The following is a 20,399-nucleotide window of genomic DNA, read 5'->3' as shown; positions in this document are numbered from 1 at the left end:
GACCGCCTGGCGGTCCGGGACTTCGCGGGCAAGGTCGCTCCTGCCGGCTAGTGGACGACGCGGAAGCGCACGCGTGCCCAGCTGCCGTCGTCCGACAGGGCGGTGAGCGTGTGTTCGCCGGCGTCCTCGAAGTCGCGCATGAACACCCGCGCGCCCTGGGTCTGGGCAATCCAGCGGCCGTCGAGCAGCCATTGGACGGTGGCATCGCTTCCCAGTGCGCGCAGTTGCAGGCGCGGACCATGCGTTGCACCCGGTGGCCGGGCCAGCGTGGACTGGTCATTCAGGCCGTCGATATGCAGTACGCCACGCGATTGGCGGCCATCGTCCGGGCAATCGGCCGCAAGCACCGGCAACTGCTGTGCCTGACGTTGCGCGGCCGACAACCACGGTGAAGCCAGTGCCGGCCAACGGGCGATCTCGCGTTGCTCACGGGCCGGATGGCCATTGCAGTCCACCGATACCCGCTGCCCGGTCACTGCATCCACCTCGAAGCGCAGGCGACCGGATTGCCACAGGCGGGCATCGCGTTCGGCGAAGGTGGGCGGCACCACGCCGTCGAGCACCATCGCCGGGAACCGCCGGTGACACATCGACGGCGGGGTCTGCTCGGCGGCGATGCCCAGCGGCCAGCAGATGTCCATTTCAGTGACGCTGGCCGGTGCCGTCCGGGTGGCGTTGTCGCCCGGTTGGCGCGGCAGGCTGTCGATGACCTCGAACATCAGCGGCAGCGCGGTGACCGCACCGTACTGGCCGGGCAGCGGCGTGCCGTCGGGCCGGCCGACCCACACGCCCACGGTGTATTGGCGGGTACCGCCGATGGCCCAGGCATCGCGGTAACCAAAGCTGGTGCCGGTCTTCCATGCCACGCGCGGGCGGCCGCCGGTGTCGAAGGTGCCCACGCCGTACCCCGGGCGCGGGTTGGATTCGAGGATGTCACGCACGATCCACGCCGCGCCTTCGGACATCATCCGCCGCTCGAGCCGGGGATCGTCCGGCGTGTAACGCACGCGACCGGCGATGCCACCACGGTTGAACGCCGAGAAGGCACCGACCAGCCCCTCCAGCTGGGCACCGGTGCCGCCCAGGATCACGGCCAGATTCGGCTTGGCCCCATGCGGGAAGCGCAGCGTGACCCCGCCGTTGGCGAGCCGGGCGGTGAAGCGCGCCGGGCCGACACGGTCGAGCAGGTCCACCGAGGGCACGTTCAACGACAGGCGCAATGCACTGGCCGCGCCAATGGGGCCATTGAACGCGGCATCGAAGTTGCCCGGGCGATAGCCGCCGAAACTCTGCGGCGCATCCACCAGCAGGCTCTCGGAGTGGATAAGGCCATCGTCCAGCGCCATGCCGTACAGGAACGGCTTGAGCGTGGAGCCGGGGGAGCGCCAGGCCTGCACCATGTCCACGTGCCCCAGCCGCGCCTTGTCACCGAACGCGACCGAGCCCACGTAGGCACGGGCCTCCAGCGTGGTGTTGTCCATCACAAGCAGCGCGGCGGAGGTGCGCTCGGGCAGTTGCGAGAAGTACGCCGCCACGCGCTCCTCCAGCGTGCGCTGCAGGCCCGCATCGAGCGTGGTCTGGATATGCGCGGCGCGCGGTTGCGCCGCATGCAGGCGCTGGGCCAGCAGCGCCGCGTACAGCGGCTGCTTCAGCGAGCGCGCAACGACCGGCTCGATGCGCGCATCGGCGACCTCGTCGGCCGACCACGCGCCGAGTTCGGCCATGCGCGCCAGCACCTTGTCGCGGGCTCGTCTTGCGGCCTCGGGATGGCGGTCCGGACGCAGCCGGCTCGGTGACTGCGGCAGCACCGCCAGCAGTGCGGCCTCGGCCTGCGACAGGTGCGCGGCGGACTTGCCCAGGTAGGCCCAGCTGGCCGCCTCGACGCCTTCGATGGTGCCGCCGTAGGGCGCGCGCTCCAGGTACAGGTCGAGGATCTCGGCCTTGCTCAGGTGCACCTCCAGCTGCACCGCACGCAACAACTGCTTGAGCTTGCCCCATGGCGTGCGCGTATGTGGGTCGAGGATGCGCGCGACCTGCATGGTCAGCGTCGAACCGCCGGAGACGATACGCCGCTCCAGCACCATCTGCCTGGCCGCACGCAGCAGCGCCCAGGGGTTGATGCCCGGATGTCGCCAGAACCAGCGGTCCTCGTAGGTCAGCAACGCCTGCAGGTAGAGCGGCGAAACCGTCTTCGCGTCGGCCGGATAGCGCCAGACGCCTTCGGCATCGGCGAAGGCACGCAGCGGCGTGCCATCGGCGGCGACGACCAGCGTACTGGTCTCCCGCGACCGCGGCAGTGGTGGCGGGAAGGCCAGGTCCAGCACCAGCAGCAACGCCAACAATGTGGCAGTGCCCCAGCGCAGCAGGCGCAGGGTGCGGGGAGAGCACAGGCGCTTGCCAAGCTGCTTCAGGCGCGGGAAGCGCGTGTTCACTGGTGCGTGTTCTTCAATCGTGACCTTGGGGAGCAGGAGCGACCCCGGGCGCGAAGCCGGGCATTCCCGGCCTCGCGGCCGAAGCCGCTCCTACCTTGCTGCACAGGCGCGGCGGGGTCAGGGCTGTACCACCGTGATCGTGGTCGGGGTGGAGCGACCCACGCCGCGCAGGTCGGGGCGATACATGTCCTCGGCCAGCGGCGGCGGCACGGTATAGGTACCCGGGCTGACCGCACGGACGAGGTAGAACACGTTCGCGGTCCGGCCGCGCGACAGGTTCACCGCCGCCACGTAACGGTCGTCACGGAACTCCTCGTGCTTGATGTCGGCGGCGCTGCCACGGTCGCTGATCTCCACGCCATCCACCACCACGTCGGCCCATTGCTTGGCATCACCGAGGTTGAAGTTCTCGATCTCCAGGCCTGCCGGCAACAGGTCGGTCACCAATGCCTCGGGCATCGCGGTATTGGCGGTCACGCTCAGGCGCACGATCAAGGCCTCGCCTTCCTTCAACGGACGCGGCGTCCACGGCTTGCCGTCGGTGCCGTACCAGGTGCGCTCGATGCCGATATGGCGGTTGTCCGGCGCCGGTGCCTGCCGCGGGATGCCGGCCACGTCCAGGCTGGCGAACATCGGGGCCTCGCCCTGCGGCGAGAAACGCACGCCTTGCGCCAGCTGGGCTGCATCGAACACCCGGCCGAACGCCTTGCGCGCGTCGATCGTCTCGCGGCGCTCACCCACGGCCAGCTCGCCGGACACCAGCTTCTTCTGGTTGACCATCAAGGCCTTGCCCAGGCGTGCCAACGCCACCTGCTCCTGCGTGCTCAGCCACAGCCAGCCGCTGTTGCGACGGGCCTCCAGCTCGCGGCCCATGGACACTGCACGTGCGTCGTACTCGGGCTTGGCCAGGCCGCGCTCGTGGGTCAGTGCGATCATCAGCGCATCGTCACGCAGCACGCTGCCGTAATCGCCGAAGTAGGACGGACGGTCATTCGTAGCCTTGGCGAAGCCGGCGGAAATCGCGGCCTGGCCGCGCTTGCCATCGCCCTGCAGCGACAGCGCCACACCCAGGTGCACCAGCGACAAGCCGGACACCGCCTTGCTGCGCTCGTTGTCCCACAGCGTGCGCAGGGTTCCCAGCGGCGCGCGGTTGACCCGCGCCAGCACATAGCCCGAATAGGCCTGGTTGGCGAACTTCAGTGCCTCCCGGCTGTCCTGCCCGTAGAACTGGTTGCCACCGCTGAGCAGGTCTTCGCTGATCCGGTCCAGCGCTTTCTGCAGCACGTTCTCCGGCACCGCGAAGCCGGCGTCCTTGGCATCGAGCAGGAACTCGGCAATGTACGGGGTCAGCGCCGGGTTGATGTAGTCGTCGTTGCCCCACATCGAGAAGTTGCCGTTGGCCACCTGCATCGATGCCAATCGGCCGAACGCACCTTCCATGCGCTCGCGGCGCGCCTTGGCATCCAGCCCATCGGCGCCGAGCATGGCCGAGGTGGCCTGGTCGAGCATCAACGCGGCGTAGCCCTTGCTGGTGGTCTGCTCGGCGCACCCATACGGATAGTTGAGCGCCCCTTGCAGCGCGGAGGCGAACGGGATCGGCGGCAGCGCGCTGACCAGCATGCGGGCGCTGACCGAGTTGCTCATCAGGCCATCGATGAAGCTGCTGTCCAGGGTGACCGCTGCCAACGGATCGAGCGTGCGGGTCTGCGAGCGCAGCACCTGCGGCCAGGCCGCGCGCACCGGCAGGTCATAACGCCGGTCGACCTTGAAACCGTTGCCGTCCACGCGCACCCGCACCTTGGCCACGCTGTAGCCTTCCTGCGCGGTCAACGGGAAGCTCAGGGTGCTCTTGGCATCCGCGCCCAACTGCACCGAGCGCGAGGACTCGGCGATGCCCAGCGGGCCTTCGCCGTCCACCCGTACCGTGAACTGGCCGGGCTTGCCGGTGAAGTTCTGCACGTCGAGGGTGACCATGCTGCGGTCGCCCGGCGCCATCACCCGCGGCATGCTGGCCTCGGCCAGGATGGGCGCGCGCACCAGCGTCTCCACGTCACGGTTGCCGTAGCGCTGGTCCGAGTAGACCAGTGCCGAGACCCGCAGCGTGCCGTTGAAGTCCGGCACGTTCAGCTGCACCCGGGCGTTGCCCTTGGCATCGAGCGCCACCGGGCCGGAGAACAGGTCCACGGTCTGCACCCGCGCGGTCGGGCGCTTGGCCTGCGGCAATGCCGCCAGCGCCATGTCGCCACCGAACTTCAGCTTGCCGGTGTTGCCGTCGAAGCTCTCGATCACGCGCCCGTAGATGTCATACGCATCCACGCCCAGGCGTCGCTGCGCGAAGAAATGCGCCGGGGCATCCGGCACCGGGAAACGGGTGATGTTGAGGATGCCCACGTCCACCGCCGAGACGGTGACATGGGCCGGCTTGCCGGCCAGCTCCGGCGCACTGACGGTGACCGTCATCGGCTGTTCGGGACGCATCTGCCTGGGCGCCACCAGGCCCACGGCGACGCGGCGGTCGCTGCGGTTCATCGGCACGTGGGCCACGCCCACGGCGCGCGCCGGGGTGATCTTGCTCGGCGCGCTGCCGCCGCGGAACACCAGCGCGGTGACGTAGACGTCGTGGCGCTCCCAGTCGGCGGTCACCGGGATTTCGAAGGTGCTGCCCGGTTTGGCGTCGATGTCCTGGACGTAGATCATCTTGTCGCTTTCGACCATCAACAGGCCACGGCCGGCATGCGGCGGCGTCACCGTCACCTTCAGCGTGTCACCGGCGCGGTAGCTGGTCTTGTCCAGCGCCAGCTTGACCTTGTCGGGGCGTGCGTCCATGCCGCGGTTCTCGTCCTCCCAGCTCCAGCCGGCACTGAACGGATAGCGCGTGGTCAGGCCGGTGGCGGGATCGAACACGTCCACCCGGTAATCACCCCATTCCACCGGGAAGTCGAAGCGGGCCGCGGTGGTGCCGGCATCGAGGGTGCGAGTTTCCTTGTTCTCGAAGCGACGGGTGAAGTCGTAGTCCCAACGGTTGTCGGTGTAGGTCCAGTGGTAATCGCGCAGCTCGCGTACCAGCGTGACCTTCAGGCCCTTGCCCGGCTGCGGATTGCCCTCGGCATCCACGCGCATCAGCTCGAAGCGCGCATTGGCGTTGGCGTCGGCACCGTCCTTGTCGTCGAACAACGGGCGCACCGCCACCAGTGCCGGGGCCGGCCACAGCACGCGCTTGAGCGTGCGGGTGACGGTGCGGCCGCCGGTCTCGTAGACGCTGCCCGACACCACCGCCGCCACCGTCGTCCCCTTACCGACCTCGGCCGGCAGCGGGATGTCCTGGCGCAGCTTGCCATCGCCGGGAAGGGTGGTGTCGATCACGTCGTTGGCCTGCCGCGGCAGCTCAACGGTGGGATCGCCGAAGAACCAGCCCGGCATCGCCTCGACCGGATGCTGTTCCACCGCCACCGCCAGGCGCGCGGTGAAGCGGTTGCCGTCGGCCGGAGCCCCGTACAGGTAGGCCGCGTCGGCCTGCAGCTTGAGCGGCTCGCCCGGCTTGAGCGTCTTCTGCGCGCTGTCCAGGTCCAGCTTCATGCGTTCGGGCAGGAACTCCTCGATGCGCAGGGTCATGCCCTGCACCGCTTCCTTGCTGGCCGGGTCGGTGCGGAACTCCACCTGCCAGCGGCCGGTGGGCGCCTCGACCGGGATCACCTGCTCGAAGGAGAAATAGCCCTGCTCGCCCGCCTGCAGGCGGGTTTCGCGGAAGGTCTTGCCATCGGGTTGCTTGAGCCGCAGGAACACCGGCAACCCGCCATTGGCCGGGGCCGGCAGCGGCTTGCCGTCGTTGTCACGCAGCAGCGCGGACACGCGCACCGTCTCGCCGGGGCGGTACAGGTCACGCCCGGACCAGGCGAATACATCGAAGTTGGCATTCTGGCGGCCGGCCACCGCGAACTCACTCAGGTCCAGCGCCGGCTGGTTGAACGGCAGCATCGTGGTATCGCTGCCGCTGGAAGCCACCAGCACCTGGGTGGCATCGAGCGTGTAGTTGAGCAACGCGTTGCCGTTACCGTCGGTCTGCCCCCTCAGGATCACCTCGCCCTTGGCGTTGATGACCTTCAGGTCGACCTTCCTGGCCGGCGTGCCGTCGGCCAGCGACGCGGTGTGGACGAACAGCGTGTCCTTGTAGGCGCGGGTGTGCAGGCCGATGTCGCTGACGGAGAAGAACGCGGTGTCGTACTCGCCACCGAAGCTGCCGGTGCGCTTCATCACCGCGAAATACAGGCCCGGCTGCTGCAGTTCCTTCACTTCCTGGATCGGCAGGTAGGTCAGTACCCGCTCGTTCTGCTTGCCACCCAGCACGAAGCGGTTCATGTAGACCGGCTCGGCCAGCTGCGACAGCGGCGTATTGTCGCTGTACTCGCTGTCCAGCTCCCAGCTGCCACGACGGCCGCCACGCTGGTACTGGGCAAAGAAGCTGGGCAGCTCGGATTCGCGCACGCGCAGGAATTCGACGTCCACCTCCGGCACGTTCACCGACACCACCGGCAGGCCGCGGCTCTCCTTGGCCGGCAGCACGCTGCCCTGCGAGGCGAAACCGACCGCCGGCTCCATCTCGCCGCTGAACACCTTCTGCTTCACCTCCGTGCCCAGCCGGCTGCCATCGGCGGCCAGCAGGTCCGGCGAAATGATCAGGGTGTATTCCTTGGCCGGCTCCACGTAGGGATAGCGCAGGGTCTTGCCGTCATCGGACAGCGACCAGCTGCTTTCCTCGGTGCCGACCTTCTCCTCGAAGCGCAGCAGCTTGTCGAAGTCCTGGGTGCCGACCAGCGGCCGCGAGAACTCCACCGCCAACGCCATCCCGTCACCGCGCTGCTGGTCCGGATAGGCCCGCAGCATGACGAAGCCCTTGACCTCTTCGCGCTTGGCCTGGATGGCCTCGCCACTGGTGCCGGGCAGCTGCCCGGTCTCGTTGCGCTTGCATCCTGCAATCAAGGCAATCGCCGCCAGAACCAGCGCTGCCCCCCGCAATCCCCACGACTTCCTGTTGCCCATGGCGTCCTCCTGCAGATGGCCGGAGTATACCCAGCCATCGGCATGGACCTTGTGTACAGGTCAGCCCAATCGCCGCCCAACAGGCACAGGCAACGAGGGTGATGGGGCCGCCGCCCTCAGAACATATCGCCCGGCACCCGCACCCAGCCTTCCATCAGGATGCGCGCGCTACGGCTCATCACCGCCTTGGTCACGGTCCACTGGCCATCGACCTGCGCCACCTCGGCGCCGACCCGCAGCGTGCCGGACGGGTGGCCGAAGCGCACCGCGTTGCGCTGGCCGCCGCCGGCGGCCGCGTTGACCAGCGTGCCCGGCACCGATGCCGCGGTGGCGATGGCCACCGAAGCGGTGCCCATCATCGCGTGGTGCAGCTTGCCCATCGACAGGGCGCGGGCGTTGAGGTCGATGTCACCGGCCCTGATCGGCTTGTTGCCGCTGGACACGTAGTCCTGTGGCGGCGCGACGAACACGATCTTCGGCGTGTGCTGGCGCTTGAGTGCTTCCTCCGGCGAGGCGATCAGCCCCATGCGCAGCGCACCGGCGACGCGGATGGCTTCCAGCCGGGCCAGCGCCGCCTTGTCCTCGTTGATGGCCGGCTGCAGCTCGGTGCCGGTGTAGCCGATGTCGGCCGCGTTGACGAACACGGTGGGGATACCGGCGGTGATCATCGTAGCCTTCAGCGTACCGACACCCGGCACCTCCAGGTCATCGACCAGGTTGCCGGTCGGGAACATCGCACCGCCGCCCTCGCCTTCGCCCTCATCGGCCGGATCGATGAACTCCAGCACGATCTCCGCCGCCGGGAAGGTCACCCCATCCAGTTCGAAGTCACCGGTTTCCTGCACCTGGCCGTTGCTGACCGGCACATGCGCGATGATGGTTTTGTTGATGTTGGCCTGCCAGATTCGCACCGCGCAGACGCCGTTTTCCGGAACACGGGCCGGATCGACGTAGCCGGCATGCAGCGCGAACGCGCCGGCCCCGGTGGACAGGTTGCCGCAATTACCCGACCAGTCGACGAAGTCGGTGTCGATCGAGACCTGGCCATAGAGGTAGTCCACGTCGTGGTCGGGCCTGCTGCTTGGCGACAGGATCACGCACTTGCTGGTGCTGGAGGTCGCCCCGCCCATGCCATCGATCTGCTTGGCGAACGGATCGGGCGAGCCGATCACCCGCTGGAACAGGCGGTCGCGTGCCGCGCCGGGCACCTGCGCGCTGGCCGGCAGGTCTTCCAGGCGGAAGAACACGCCCTTGGAGGTGCCGCCGCGCAGGTAGGTGGCGGGGATTCTGATCTGCGGAACATGGGACATGACTGGGTTTCCTGACGTGCATCAACGACAAGGGCAGAAGCGGCTGCCCTCACCCCAACCCCTCTCCCGCCGGCGGGAGAGGGGCTTCAAGCAAAGCCCCGTCCAGGGGCTGGCGCATCAGTTGGCGGAAGCTTCCAGGAAGTCCTGCGCGAAGCGTTGCAGCACGCCGCCGGCTTCGTAGATGGCCACTTCCTCGTCCGAATCCAGACGGCAGGTGACCGGCACGTTCACCGTGCTGCCGTCCTTGCGGTGAATCACCAGCGTCAGATCGGTGCGCGGCTGCCGCGCGCCGATGACATCGAAGGTTTCGGTACCATCGATGCCCAGCGTGTTGCGGTCGGTGCCCGGCTTGAACTCCAGCGGCAGCACGCCCATGCCGATCAGGTTGGTGCGGTGGATGCGCTCGAAGCCTTCGGCGGCGATGGCCTCCACGCCGGCCAGGCGCACGCCCTTGGCGGCCCAGTCGCGCGAGCTGCCCTGGCCGTAGTCGGCACCGGCGATGATGATCAACGGCTGCTTGCGCTCCATGTAGGTTTCAATGGCTTCCCACATGCGCATGACCTTGCCTTCCGGCTCCACGCGCGCCAGCGAACCCTGCTTCACGCTGCCATCGTCGTTGCGCACCATCTCGTTGAACAGCTTCGGGTTGGCGAAGGTGGCGCGCTGCGCGGTGAGGTGGTCGCCGCGGTGGGTGGCATAGGAATTGAAGTCTTCTTCCGGCAGGCCCATCTTGGCCAGGTACTCACCAGCCGCGCTGGAGCGCAGGATCGCGTTGGACGGCGACAAGTGGTCGGTGGTGATGTTGTCCGGCAGCACCGCCAGCGGGCGCATGCCCTGCAGCGTACGCTCACCGGCCAGCGCGCCCTCCCAGTACGGCGGGCGGCGGATGTAGGTGCTCTGCGGGCGCCAATCATACAGCGGGCTGACCGGCGCGCCGTGCTCGACGCGCACGTTGAACATCGGGTTGTAGACGCTGCGGAACTGCTCCGGCTTGACGGCCGCCTTCACCACCGCGTCGATCTCGGCATCGCTCGGCCAGATGTCCTTCAGGCGCACGTCGTTGCCATCGGCATCCACGCCCAGCACGTCCTTCTCGATGTCGAAGCGCACCGTGCCGGCGATCGCATAGGCGATGACCAGCGGCGGCGAGGCCAGGAAGGCCTGCTTGGCGTACGGATGGATGCGGCCATCGAAGTTGCGGTTGCCCGATAGCACCGCGGTCGAGTACAGGTCGCGGTCGATGATTTCCTGCTGGATCTTCGGGTCCAGCGCGCCGCTCATGCCGTTGCAGGTGGTACAGGCGAAGGCGACGATGCCGAAGCCCAGCTTCTCCAGCTCCGGCAGCAGGCCGGCTTCCTCCAGATACAGCTGCACTGCCTTGGAACCCGGTGCCAGCGACGACTTCACCCACGGCTTGCGCAGCAGGCCGCGCGCATTGGCGTTGCGCGCCAGCAGGCCGGCGGCGATCACGTTGCGCGGGTTGGAGGTGTTGGTGCAGCTGGTGATGGCGGCGATGATCACCGCGCCATCGGGCATCAGCCCCTGGGCTTCCTCGTTCCTGCCGCTTTCCAGCTTGGCTTCGTCGGCAATGCCGCGCTCTGCCAGGTCCGACACCGGCAGGCGCCGATGCGGGTTGCTCGGGCCGGCCATGTTGCGGACCACGCTGGACAGGTCGAACTCCAGCACGCGCTCGTACTGGGCGGTGGCCAGTGCATCGGCCCACAGGCCGGCGGTCCTTGCGTAATTCTCGACCAGCGCCACCTGGGCTTCCTCGCGGCCGGTCAGGCGCAGGTAGTCCAGGGTCTGCTGGTCGATGTAGAACATCGCCGCGGTTGCGCCGTACTCCGGGCACATGTTGGAGATGGTGGCGCGGTCGCCGATGGTCAGCGCCGCCGCACCTTCACCGAAGAACTCCAGCCACGCACCGACCACGCGCTCCTTGCGCAGGAACTCGGTCAGCGCCAGCACCACGTCGGTGGCGGTGATGTTGGGCTGCGGCTTGCCGGTCAGCTTGACGCCGATGATGTCGGGCAGGCGCATCCACGACGCACGGCCGAGCATCACGTTCTCTGCTTCCAGGCCACCCACGCCGATGGCGATCACGCCCAGCGCATCCACATGCGGGGTGTGGCTATCGGTACCCACGCAGGTATCCGGGAACGCCACGCCGCCCTGCTGGTAGATCACCGGCGACATCTTCTCCAGGTTGATCTGGTGCATGATGCCGTTGCCCGGCGGGATCACGTCCACGTTCTCGAAGGCCAGCTTGGTCCAGTCGATGAAGTGGAAGCGGTCCTCGTTGCGACGGTCCTCGATGGCGCGGTTCTTCTCGAACGCCTGCGGGTCGAAGCCGCCGCATTCCACCGCCAGCGAGTGGTCCACGATCAGCTGCACCGGCACCACCGGGTTTACCTTGGCCGGGTCGCCGCCCTTGTCGGCGATGGCATCGCGCAGGCCGGCCAGGTCGACCAGCGCGGTCTGGCCGAGGATGTCGTGGCAGACCACGCGGGCCGGGAACCACGGGAAATCGAGGTCGCGCTTGCGCTCGATCAGCTGCGTGAGCGAATCAGTGAGCGTGGCCGGGTCGCAGCGGCGCACCAGGTTCTCGGCCAGCACGCGCGCGGTGTACGGCAGCGTGGCATAGGCACCGGGCGTGATCGCATCCACAGCGGCCTGTGCGTCGAAGTAGTCCAGCGTGCTGCCGGGGAGATGCTTGCGGTAATCGGTGTTCATGGCTGGCCTGTGAGGGTCTGGGCTTGCTGGTGTGCTTTGGGTTGTGCGCGAATGCAGCAAACCCACAGCAGCACTTGGAATCTGAGGTATCCCTTCTCCCGTGTGCGGGGGAAGGTGCCCGAAGGGCGGATGGGGGGAGCTTTGCTCTTGCTCTTGCTTGAGCTCCAGCTTTGCTTCGCTTTTTTTTACGGGCTTGAAGCTTGCTCCTCGTGCCAGGAGCCTCCCCTCACCCCAACCCCTCTCCCGCAAGCGGGAGAGGGGCTAATTTTTCCGCGAGCGGGAGAGGAGCTTTGTCTTCCGCGCGGGAGACTGGATGCGCGCCTTACGCGCGCTTTTCCAGCGGCACGAAGGTCTGGTCTTCCGGGCCGGTGTAGTTCGCGCTCGGGCGGATGATCTTGCCGTCGATGCGCTGCTCGATGATGTGCGCGCTCCAGCCGGCGGTGCGGGCGATCACGAACAGCGGGGTGAACATGGCGGTCGGCACGCCCATCATGTGGTAGCTGACGGCGCTGAACCAGTCCAGGTTCGGGAACATCTTCTTGATGTCCCACATCACCGATTCCAGGCGCTCGGCGATGTCGTACATCTTCATGTTCTCCTGCTCGGCCGACAGCTCGCGCGAGACCTCCTTGATCACCTTGTTGCGCGGATCGGACACGGTGTAGACCGGGTGGCCGAAGCCGATGACCACTTCCTTGCGCTCCACGCGTGCCTTGATGTCGGCCTCGGCCTCGTCCGGCGTCTCGTAGCGCTTCTGCACCTCGAAGGCGACTTCATTCGCGCCACCGTGCTTGGGCCCGCGCAGGGCGCCGATGCCGCCGGTGATGGCGCTGTACATGTCGCTGCCGGTGCCGGCGATGACGCGGCAGGCAAACGTGGAGGCATTGAACTCATGCTCGGCGTACAGGATCAGGCTGGTGTGCATCGCCTTGACCCACGATTCGCGCGGCGGCTCGCCGTGCAGCAGGTGCAGGAAGTGGCCGCCGATGGAGTCGTCGTCGGTCTCCACGTCGATGACCTTGCCGTTGTGGCTCCAGTGGTACCAATACAGCAGCATCGAGCCCAGCGAAGCCATCAGCTTGTCGGCGATGTCACGCGCGCCCGGGTGGTTGTGGTCATCCTTCTCCGGCGACACGCAACCCATCACCGACACGCCGGTACGCATCACGTCCATCGGGTGGGCCGACGGCGGCAGCTCTTCCAGCGCGGCCTTGACCGCCGCCGGGATGCCACGCAGCGCCTTCAGCTTGGCCTTGTAGGCGCGCAGCTCGGCCTTGTTCGGCAGCTTGCCGTGCACCAGCAGGTGGGCGATTTCCTCGAACTCGCTGGTGTTGGCCAGGTCCAGGATGTCGTAGCCGCGGTAGTGCAGGTCGTTGCCGCTGCGGCCAACCGTACACAGCGCGGTGTTGCCGGCGGCGGTGCCGGACAGGGCGACGGACTTCTTCGGCTTGAACGCCGGGGCGGCGGTGGATTCAGACATGGTGTGAACCTCGATCAGATGCGGATGTGGAAGCCCCTCTCCCACCGGGAGAGGGGTTGGGGAGAGGGTACGAATGCGAGGAATCGCACCCTCATCCGGCGCTACGCGCCACCTTCTCCCAACGGGAGAAGGGGCCAGGGACTACTTCTTCGCAGCAAACGTCCTGTCCAGGCTGCGCTCGAATTCGTGGTAACCAATCCGGTCGTACAGCTCCTCGCGGGTCTGCATCGTGTCCACCACATTACGCTGGTGGCCATCACGGCGGATGGCTTCGTAGACGTTCTCGGCCGCCTTGTTGGCCGCGCGGAACGCCGACAGCGGGAACAGCTGGATCGCAACGCCCGAAGCAGCCAGCTCATCGCGGCTGAACAGCGGCGTGGCCCCGAATTCAGTGATATTGGCCAGCAGCGGCACCTTCACCGCGTCGGCGAAGCGCTTGTAGGTTTCCAGGTCATAGGCAGCCTCGGCGAAGATGCCATCGGCGCCGGCCTCGACGCAGGCGATGGCACGCTCGATGGCCGCGTCCACGCCTTCCATCTGGATCGCGTCGGTGCGGGCGATCAGGAAGAAATCCGGGTCGGTCTTGGCATCGGCCGCCGCCTTCACGCGGTCCACCATTTCACCCTGCGACACGATTTCCTTGCCCGGGCGGTGGCCGCAACGCTTGGCCCCCACCTGGTCCTCGATGTGGCAGGCCGCGGCACCGGCCTTGATCAGCGACTTCACCGTGCGCGCGATGTTGAACGCACTCGGGCCGAAGCCGGTGTCGATGTCCACCATCAGCGGCAGGTCGCACACATCGGTGATGCGGCGCACGTCGATCAGCACGTCTTCCAAGGTGTTGATGCCCAGGTCCGGCAGGCCCAGCGAGCCGGCCGCGACGCCGCCGCCGGACAGGTAGATGGCCCGGTAGCCGGCGCGCTTGGCCAGCAGGGCGTGGTTGGCGTTGATCGCGCCGATCACCTGCAGCGGCGATTCGGCAGCCAGTGCGGCGCGGAAGGCGGCGCCGGCGGAAGAAAGACTCATGGCATGGCTCCTTGCGTGGCGGAGGCGACGATGCCATTCCGCTATGACAAACAATCTGTCACTATCGGACCCGTTGATCAATCTTGATTCAATAAATCAACCTATTGAATGCGCATGACCGATAACGCCGAGAACGAGCTGCTGTCCGCCAGCGATGTCTGCACCCTGCTAGGGATCAGCCCGGCCACGCTGTACGCCTATGTCAGCCGTGGCCAGCTCAGCTCGCGACCGGGCGCGGACCAGCGCAGCCGGGTGTACCTGCGCGCCGAGGTCGAGCGGCTGGCTCAGCGCAAGCGAGCCGGCCGTGGCGCGGCGCGGGGGGCTGCGCAGAGCCTGGACCGTGGCCTGCCGGTACTGGAAACCGGCATCTCGCTGATCCAGCCGGATTCGCCCTATTACCGCGGCCGCTCGGCGGTCGCGGCGGCGCAGGACGGGGCGACCCTGGAAGACACCGCGCGGCTGCTGTGGGACTGCGAGGAACTGGACCCCTTCACGCCCCAGCCGCCGCCGCATTGGCCGGAGCGGATTGCCCCGCTGGCGCTGGACGGATCACTTCCACCGCTGGAGCGGGCCATGGCCTGCCTGCCGCTGCTGGCATTGGGACAGCGTCAGTCGCTCAACGCCGCCGCGCCGGTGCGCCGCGAGGTAGCCGCGGCACTGTTGCGCCAGAACGCCGCGCTGCTGGTCGGCGTGCAACCGGATGCGCGCCCGGTGCATCGCCTGCTGGCCGACAGCTGGTGCGCCGGGGACGAGGGTTTTGCCGAGGTGGTACGCACCGCATTGGTGGTGTGCGCCGACCATGAGCTCAATGTGTCGGCGTTCGCCGCGCGCGTGGTGGCCTCCACCGGCGCGCACCTGCACGCCACCGTGTGCGCCGGCCTGGCCGCGATGTCCGGCCCGCGCCATGGCGGTGCCACCGCACGTGCGCATGCGCTGTTGCTGGATGCACAGGCCAGCGGCGCGGCGGCGGAGTTCATCGCCGGTCGCTGGCGGCGCGGCGACGACCTGCCGGGGTTCAACCATGTGCTGTACCCGCAGGGCGACCCGCGCGGTGCCGAAGTCCTGCGCGTGCTGCGTGGATTACGCGGTGGCACGCCGGCGATGCAGCACATCGAGAGTGTGCTGGCGGCCACCGAGGAGCACAGTGGCCAGCACCCCAACATCGACGGCCTGCTGGCGGCGATCTGCTACGCCTATGGCCTGCCCGGCGCGCACGCGCTGGTGATGTTCGCCACCGCCCGGCTGGCCGGCTGGCTGGCGCACGCCCTGGAGCAGCAGGCGCTGGGTACGCTGATCCGGCCACGCGCGCGTTACACCGGCGTGGTCCCCGGCAAGCCCGCGTAGGCGCGGCCGAGGCTGCTCCTACCGACGACTCCAGGCCTGGATGATCGCCGCGATGGCCTGCACGCCATCGGTCAACGCTGCAGGGCCCGGCTGCAGGATCAGCGGCGACTTGATTTCGTGCAGCTGGCCATCACGCACGGCGTTGATTGCTGCCCAGCCCGGACGTGCGGCGACCCGCTCGGGGCGGAACTTCTTGCCGCACCACGAGCCGATGATGATGTCCGGGTTGCGCGCGATCACCGGATCACCGTTGGCCAGGATCCGCGCCTTGGCCAGCGGCTCGCGCGACAACTCGGGGAACACATCGTCGCCGCCGGCGATGGTCACCAGTTCGGCACCCCACTGGATGCCGGTGATGATCGGCTCATCCCATTCTTCCACGCACACGCGCGGCCGCTGCGGCAACCGCGCGGCCTGCGCGGCGATGTCATCCAGCCCGCGCTGCAGGCTGTCGGCATAGGCATTGGCACGCGCGGCCACGCCCACCAGCCCGCCGAGCCGACGGATGTAATCGAGGATGCCGGCCACGCTGCGATGGTTGGCGATCCATACCTCCACGCCATGCCGGATCAATTCGGCGGCGATATCGGCCTGGATGTCGGAGAAGCCGATCGCCAGGTCCGGTTTGAGTTTGAGGATCTCCCCCACCTTGGCGCTGGTGAAGGCACTGACCTTGGGCTTGTCGCGCCGTGCTTGCGGTGGCCGCACGGTGAAGCCGCTGATGCCGACGATGCGCTCCTGCTCACCGAGCGCGTACAGGGTTTCGGTCGGCTCCTCGGTGAGGCAGACGATGCGACGCGGGCCAATCATGGGCTTGCGAACTCCGTGCTGTCGACGAACACCGCCGGGGTGTTCCAAGGATGATGGGCGGCAATGCCCTGCGTCAGGAGGTGTTGCAGGCGCCCGGGATCGCGCGGGATGCAGAACTCCAGCCGTACGCTGGGCTCGCGCACCAGTTCGCCGGACCGGCCGGACGCGCTGGCCGTGCCGTCCAGCACGCGGAACTGTTCCCGGCCCGGCGCCGATTCCCACATGCCGGCCGCGTAGCCGCCGGCGGCCAACGGGTCCACGGACAGGATGCCGGCCTTCAACGCCTCCAGGTGCGCGGGCGGCACGAACACGGTGATGCGGTAGACCGGATGCAGCTTCATCATTGCCCCGCCATCGTCAGCCACCGCAACTCAAGGGAACAGCATCCGCTTGCTCCATTGCCCGGCCGCATCGGCCTCGTAGCACCAGCGCTCATGCAGGCGGAAGTCGGCGCCGTACCAGAACTCGATGCGCTGCGGCACCACGCGGATGCCACTCCAGCCGTCCGGGCGCGGCACGTCCCGCCCTTCGAACTGGGCCTCGAACCGGGCCAGGCGTTGCTCGAACGCCTCGCGCGAGGCCAGCGGCTGCGACTGCACCGAGGCCCACGCGCCGATCTGGCTCATGCGCGGGCGCGAGGCGAAGTACGCGTCGGCCTCGGCCGGCGCGACCAGCTGCGCGTCGCCTTCGATCCGCACCTGGATGCCGGCCTCGCGCAGGCTGCGCCACAGGAACAGCAACGCCAGCGCGCGGTTCTCGTGCAGCTCGCGGCCCTTGCGGCTGTCCAGGTGCGTGTAGAACACGAAGCCGCGCTCGTCGAAGGCCTTCAGCAGCACCGTGCGTGCCGAGGGACGGCCGTTGATGTCGGCGGTGGCCACCGTCATCGCGGTGGCATCGATTTCGGCACCGGCTTTTGCCTCGTCAAACAATGCGGCGAAAGTCGTAAGTGCTTCGGCGTAAAGATCGGTCATGAGCGGCTTCGTACGGCAGGGGTTTGAGCTATTGTGGCGGCATGTCCCCCGTTCCGCACAGTTTTTCCCCACGACGCTTCGCGCAGGCGCTGGTCGAACAGGCGCTCGACGATGCATTGGCCAGTGGCGCGCGCACGCCGGTGCTGGCCATCAGTGGCGTGCAGGGCAGCGGCAAGTCCACCCTGGCCGCGCAGGTGGTCGAGCTGGCCCGTGCGCGTGGGCTGCAGGCCGCGGCATTGTCCATCGACGACACCTACCTCACCCGCGCCCAGCGCCAGCGCCTGGCCGACCGCATCCACCCGTTGCTGGCCACGCGCGGCCCGCCGGGCACGCATGACCTGCCGCTGGCGCTGTCCACCCTGGATGCCGCCAAGGCAGGCCGGGCTTTCGCCCTGCCCCGCTTCGACAAGCTGGCCGACGAACGGGTGCCCGAAGCGCAATGGCAGATGCAGGACACCCCACTGGACCTGCTGGTGTTCGAGGGCTGGTTCCTGGGCACGCCGGCCGAGCAGGACGCCGCGCTGCAGGCACCGTTGAACGCGCTCGAGCGCGAGGCCGATGGCGACGGTATCTGGCGGCGCTGGTGCAACCAGGCGCTGGCGAACGACTACCCCGCGCTGTGGCAGCGCTTTGACCGGCTGTGGTTCCTGCAGCCGCCGGGCTTTTCGGTGGTCCCGCACTGGCGCTGGCAGCAGGAGCAGGCACTGCAACAGGCCTCGCCGGGGCGCACCAGCATGAGCCGGGCGCAGGTGGAACGTTTCGTGCAGTTCTACGAGCGCATCAGCCGGCAGGCGCTGCGCACCCTGCCGACGCTCGCCGACCGGGTCATCCCGCTGGATGCGCAACGCCGTCCGTTGTAGGGGGGCGGCTTACTGCACCAGGAAGGTCACCCGCAGGTTGACCCGCCATTCGGTGATGTTGCCCTGGCCGTCGGTGACCACCTTGGTTTCGTTGATCCACGCGCCCTGGATGCCCTTGACGGTCTCGGCCACCTTCTTCAATCCGGTGCGCACGGCGTCCTCGACGCTGGTCTTGGACGACGCGCTGACTTCGATGATCTTCGCCACACTCATGTCCGACTCCTTGGTTGCACCACGAACCATTCGTGGAGTCCGCGAGCTTGGCTGCTACCGTGTTAAGGCACTGACACGAGGTGCTAGCATCGCCCTACGATGAATCCCGCCCCCAATCTCATCCTGATCGGCCCCATGGGCGCCGGAAAAACCTGCATCGGCCGCCGCGTGGCCGAGCGCTTCGGGCTGGCCTTCATCGATGCCGACCAGGCCATCGTCGATGACGTGGGCACCAGCATCCCGGCCATCTTCGAGAACCTCGGCGAGGCCGGCTTCCGTGCCCACGAGAAGCGGGTACTGAACGACCTGCTGCAGGGCAACGGCCAATTGGTGTCCACCGGCGGGGGCTCGGTGCTGGATGCCGACAACCGCCAGCGCATCCGCCAACGCGGCTTCGTGGTCTACCTGCGGGTCAGCGTGCAGTCGCAGCTGCAGCGCCTGCAGAAGGACAAGACCCGCCCGCTGCTGCAACGTCCCGACCGCGAACAGGTGCTGGCCGACATGGCCGCGTTGCGCGACCCGCTGTACCGCGACCTGGCCGACCTGATCATCGACACCGACCTCTACACCTCCGCCGAAGCCACCGCCCAACTGGTGGTACGGCTTGCCAGCCAATGGCAGATCTCGGAACCCACCGCATGACCGCTTCCCCCCGTACCGTCGCCGTTGGCGGCGAACTCCCGTACCAGATCCACATCGGCCCCGGCCTGCTGTCCGACGCCAGCCTGCTGGGCGCGGCCATCCGCGGACGCCACGTGTTGCTGGCCAGCGACGACACCGTGGCCCCGCTGTACCTGGCACGCGTCCGCGATGCCCTGCAGGCGGCCCGCCCCGAGCTGAAGATCGGCCAGTACGTGATCCCGGCCGGCGAGGCGTCCAAGACCCTGGACAACTTCGCCGGTGCGATCGCCGCGCTGGCGGCGCTGGGCGCCACCCGCGATGCCTGCGTGCTGGCACTGGGCGGTGGCGTGGTCGGCGACCTGGCCGGCTTCGCCGCGGCGTGCTGGATGCGGGGCGTGGACTGCGTGCAGCTGCCCACCACGCTGCTGGCGATGGTGGACTCCTCGGTCGGTGGCAAGACCGCCGTGGACATCCCGCAGGGCAAGAACCTGGTCGGTGCCTTCCACCCGCCGCGCGCGGTCATCGCCGACACCGCCGCCCTGCGCAGCCTGCCGGTGCGCGAGCTGCGCGCCGGGCTGGCCGAGGTAATCAAGTACGGCGCCATCCGTGACCCGCTGTTCTTCCAGTGGCTGCAGGCCGAACGTGCCGCGCTGCTGGCCGGCGACGATGCCGCGCTGGCCCAGGCCATCGCCCGCAGTTGCGAGCACAAGGCCGAGATCGTCGAATGCGACCCGCTGGAGAAGGGCGAACGTGCGCTGCTCAACCTGGGCCACACCTTCGGCCATGCCATCGAGACGGCGCAGGGTTACGGCGCACCGGGCAATGACAACCTCAACCACGGCGAGGCCGTGGCGGTGGGCATGGTGCTGGCCGCGCGCCTGTCCGCCGCGCTGGGCATGGCCGATGCGGCCGACACCGACACCCTGCGCGAGCTGCTGCTGGCCTATGGCCTGCCGGTGCGGATCCCGGCCGGGCTGGAACCGGAGGGCCTGCTCGCGCACATGCGCCTGGACAAGAAGAACATCGCCGGGCGCCTGCGCCTGGTGTTGTGGCGTGGCATCGGCAAGGCCGAGGTCGTGGCCGACGTGGACGAGGCCGCGGTGCTGGCGGTGTTGCGCCAGGGCTGAGGCACCCGCGCCTTCCCCGTCCCCTTGGCCTGCGGCCACGGGGACGGAGGACCAGCACACGCCGTGGCGATGCCGGGGCATGCCGCCGGAAAGCGGCCCAAATCCCGCGCAACGGCTACAATCGCCGCCATGCGCGTCCTACTGCAACAGCCGCCCAGCGGCAAAGAAGCCCCCCGTTACGTACAGCTCACCCTGGTGCCGGACCTGCTCGGCGGCTGGGAGCTGCTGCGCGAGAGCGGCCAGACCGGAGGCCGCGTGCAGCTTCGCCGCGAACTGTTCCTGCAGCACGACGAAGCCCGCGACGCCTTCGAGAAGGCACGCGACGCACAGATCAAGCGCGGCTTCCAGGTGATGTTCACCAGCGGCCTGCCACAACCCTGAGCGGACCCTGCAGGGCGCGATGCGCCCGCGCCGCCCACTGCCAAGGAGCTCCAC

15 protein-coding genes are annotated in these 20,399 nt (G+C 68.3%); 5 read left to right on the top strand and 10 right to left on the bottom strand.

Features of this window, described 5'->3' with window-relative positions; genetic code table 11:
• Positions 1 to 47: 47 nt before the first annotated feature.
• From pbpC to prpB, 6 genes are all read right to left on the bottom strand, one after another.
• The gene (gene pbpC / locus VA603_RS14765; RefSeq protein WP_425603718.1) at positions 48 to 2,432 is read right to left on the bottom strand and encodes a penicillin-binding protein 1C; all 2,385 of its coding nucleotides are present in this window, start codon (positions 2,430 to 2,432) and stop codon (positions 48 to 50) included.
• A 117-nt stretch (positions 2,433 to 2,549) separates the two neighbouring features.
• Positions 2,550 to 7,469 carry an alpha-2-macroglobulin gene (locus tag VA603_RS14760; RefSeq protein WP_323439299.1) on the bottom strand — a complete coding sequence of 1,640 codons (4,920 nt, stop codon included), beginning with the start codon at positions 7,467 to 7,469 and terminating at the stop codon, positions 2,550 to 2,552.
• Positions 7,470 to 7,585: 116 nt separating this feature from the next.
• Positions 7,586 to 8,779, bottom strand: a complete 1,194-nt coding sequence (gene prpF / locus VA603_RS14755; protein ID WP_323439298.1) for a 2-methylaconitate cis-trans isomerase PrpF — start codon at positions 8,777 to 8,779, stop codon at positions 7,586 to 7,588.
• A gap of 117 nt (positions 8,780 to 8,896) precedes the next feature.
• Positions 8,897 to 11,512 (bottom strand): Fe/S-dependent 2-methylisocitrate dehydratase AcnD, encoded by a 2,616-nt coding sequence (gene acnD, locus VA603_RS14750; RefSeq protein WP_323439297.1) that lies wholly within the window; start codon positions 11,510 to 11,512, stop codon positions 8,897 to 8,899.
• A gap of 322 nt (positions 11,513 to 11,834) precedes the next feature.
• The gene (prpC, locus tag VA603_RS14745) at positions 11,835 to 12,992 is read right to left on the bottom strand and encodes a bifunctional 2-methylcitrate synthase/citrate synthase (protein WP_323439296.1); all 1,158 of its coding nucleotides are present in this window, start codon (positions 12,990 to 12,992) and stop codon (positions 11,835 to 11,837) included.
• A gap of 141 nt (positions 12,993 to 13,133) precedes the next feature.
• Positions 13,134 to 14,018: a methylisocitrate lyase gene (gene prpB / locus VA603_RS14740; protein ID WP_132865242.1), complete on the bottom strand. Its 885-nt coding sequence runs from the start codon at positions 14,016 to 14,018 to the stop codon at positions 13,134 to 13,136.
• A 114-nt stretch (positions 14,019 to 14,132) separates the two neighbouring features.
• Here prpB and VA603_RS14735 point away from each other — a divergent pair, with 114 nt between their 5' ends.
• Positions 14,133 to 15,362, top strand: a complete 1,230-nt coding sequence (locus VA603_RS14735; protein ID WP_323439295.1) for a citrate synthase family protein — start codon at positions 14,133 to 14,135, stop codon at positions 15,360 to 15,362.
• 18 nt (positions 15,363 to 15,380) lie between these two features.
• Here VA603_RS14735 and VA603_RS14730 read toward each other — a convergent pair whose 3' ends face one another.
• From VA603_RS14730 to pdxH, 3 genes are read right to left on the bottom strand one after another with little or no spacing between them, the layout of a single operon-like run.
• Positions 15,381 to 16,169 carry an ABC transporter substrate-binding protein gene (locus VA603_RS14730; RefSeq protein WP_323439637.1) on the bottom strand — a complete coding sequence of 263 codons (789 nt, stop codon included), beginning with the start codon at positions 16,167 to 16,169 and terminating at the stop codon, positions 15,381 to 15,383.
• Positions 16,169 to 16,513 carry a YqfO family protein gene (locus VA603_RS14725; RefSeq protein ID WP_323439294.1) on the bottom strand — a complete coding sequence of 115 codons (345 nt, stop codon included), beginning with the start codon at positions 16,511 to 16,513 and terminating at the stop codon, positions 16,169 to 16,171. Before VA603_RS14725 ends, VA603_RS14730 begins: the two co-directional genes overlap by 1 nt.
• A 30-nt stretch (positions 16,514 to 16,543) precedes the next feature.
• The gene (pdxH, locus tag VA603_RS14720; RefSeq protein WP_132865244.1) at positions 16,544 to 17,143 is read right to left on the bottom strand and encodes a pyridoxamine 5'-phosphate oxidase; all 600 of its coding nucleotides are present in this window, start codon (positions 17,141 to 17,143) and stop codon (positions 16,544 to 16,546) included.
• 41 nt (positions 17,144 to 17,184) lie between these two features.
• Between pdxH and VA603_RS14715 the strand changes: the two genes are divergently transcribed.
• Positions 17,185 to 18,003 (top strand): kinase, encoded by an 819-nt coding sequence (locus VA603_RS14715; RefSeq protein WP_132865245.1) that lies wholly within the window; start codon positions 17,185 to 17,187, stop codon positions 18,001 to 18,003.
• A gap of 9 nt (positions 18,004 to 18,012) precedes the next feature.
• Here VA603_RS14715 and VA603_RS14710 read toward each other — a convergent pair whose 3' ends face one another.
• A complete protein-coding gene (locus VA603_RS14710; RefSeq protein ID WP_132865246.1) occupies positions 18,013 to 18,216 on the bottom strand; it encodes a dodecin family protein in 204 nt (67 codons plus the stop codon).
• Positions 18,217 to 18,315: 99 nt separating this feature from the next.
• Between VA603_RS14710 and VA603_RS14705 the strand changes: the two genes are divergently transcribed.
• The 3 genes from VA603_RS14705 to VA603_RS14695 all read left to right on the top strand — a co-directional run bounded on the left by VA603_RS14705 (position 18,316) and on the right by VA603_RS14695 (position 20,345).
• Complete coding sequence (locus VA603_RS14705; protein ID WP_132865247.1) at positions 18,316 to 18,858, top strand: shikimate kinase; 543 nt, start codon at positions 18,316 to 18,318, stop codon at positions 18,856 to 18,858.
• Positions 18,855 to 19,964 carry a 3-dehydroquinate synthase gene (gene aroB / locus VA603_RS14700; protein WP_323439293.1) on the top strand — a complete coding sequence of 370 codons (1,110 nt, stop codon included), beginning with the start codon at positions 18,855 to 18,857 and terminating at the stop codon, positions 19,962 to 19,964. The genes VA603_RS14705 and aroB overlap by 4 nt, the downstream gene beginning before the upstream one ends.
• A gap of 129 nt (positions 19,965 to 20,093) precedes the next feature.
• On the top strand, positions 20,094 to 20,345 hold the full coding sequence (locus tag VA603_RS14695) for a WGR domain-containing protein (protein WP_132865249.1): 252 nt from the start codon (positions 20,094 to 20,096) through the stop codon (positions 20,343 to 20,345).
• Positions 20,346 to 20,399: the final 54 nt, after the last annotated feature.

It is taken from the genome of Stenotrophomonas capsici (assembly GCF_034961085.1).
Classification (GTDB): domain Bacteria; phylum Pseudomonadota; class Gammaproteobacteria; order Xanthomonadales; family Xanthomonadaceae; genus Stenotrophomonas; species Stenotrophomonas capsici.
The sequence above is the reverse complement of the archived record's forward strand: the minus strand, read 5'-3'. Positions and strand labels throughout refer to the sequence as shown.

Excerpts from the sequence above, each read along its gene's own strand:
- VA603_RS14760 (WP_323439299.1), bottom strand. The coding sequence starts at position 7,469 with ATGGGCAACAGGAAGTCGTGGGGATTGCGGGGGGCAGCGCTGGTTCTG.
- prpF (WP_323439298.1), bottom strand. The coding sequence starts at position 8,779 with ATGTCCCATGTTCCGCAGATCAGAATCCCCGCCACCTACCTGCGCGGC.
- acnD (WP_323439297.1), bottom strand. The coding sequence starts at position 11,512 with ATGAACACCGATTACCGCAAGCATCTCCCCGGCAGCACGCTGGACTAC.
- prpC (WP_323439296.1), bottom strand. The coding sequence starts at position 12,992 with ATGTCTGAATCCACCGCCGCCCCGGCGTTCAAGCCGAAGAAGTCCGTC.
- prpB (WP_132865242.1), bottom strand. The coding sequence starts at position 14,018 with ATGAGTCTTTCTTCCGCCGGCGCCGCCTTCCGCGCCGCACTGGCTGCC.
- VA603_RS14735 (WP_323439295.1), top strand. The coding sequence starts at position 14,133 with ATGACCGATAACGCCGAGAACGAGCTGCTGTCCGCCAGCGATGTCTGC.
- VA603_RS14725 (WP_323439294.1), bottom strand. The coding sequence starts at position 16,513 with ATGAAGCTGCATCCGGTCTACCGCATCACCGTGTTCGTGCCGCCCGCG.
- pdxH (WP_132865244.1), bottom strand. The coding sequence starts at position 17,143 with ATGACCGATCTTTACGCCGAAGCACTTACGACTTTCGCCGCATTGTTT.
- VA603_RS14715 (WP_132865245.1), top strand. The coding sequence starts at position 17,185 with ATGTCCCCCGTTCCGCACAGTTTTTCCCCACGACGCTTCGCGCAGGCG.
- VA603_RS14710 (WP_132865246.1), bottom strand. The coding sequence starts at position 18,216 with ATGAGTGTGGCGAAGATCATCGAAGTCAGCGCGTCGTCCAAGACCAGC.
- VA603_RS14705 (WP_132865247.1), top strand. The coding sequence starts at position 18,316 with ATGAATCCCGCCCCCAATCTCATCCTGATCGGCCCCATGGGCGCCGGA.
- aroB (WP_323439293.1), top strand. The coding sequence starts at position 18,855 with ATGACCGCTTCCCCCCGTACCGTCGCCGTTGGCGGCGAACTCCCGTAC.
- VA603_RS14695 (WP_132865249.1), top strand. The coding sequence starts at position 20,094 with ATGCGCGTCCTACTGCAACAGCCGCCCAGCGGCAAAGAAGCCCCCCGT.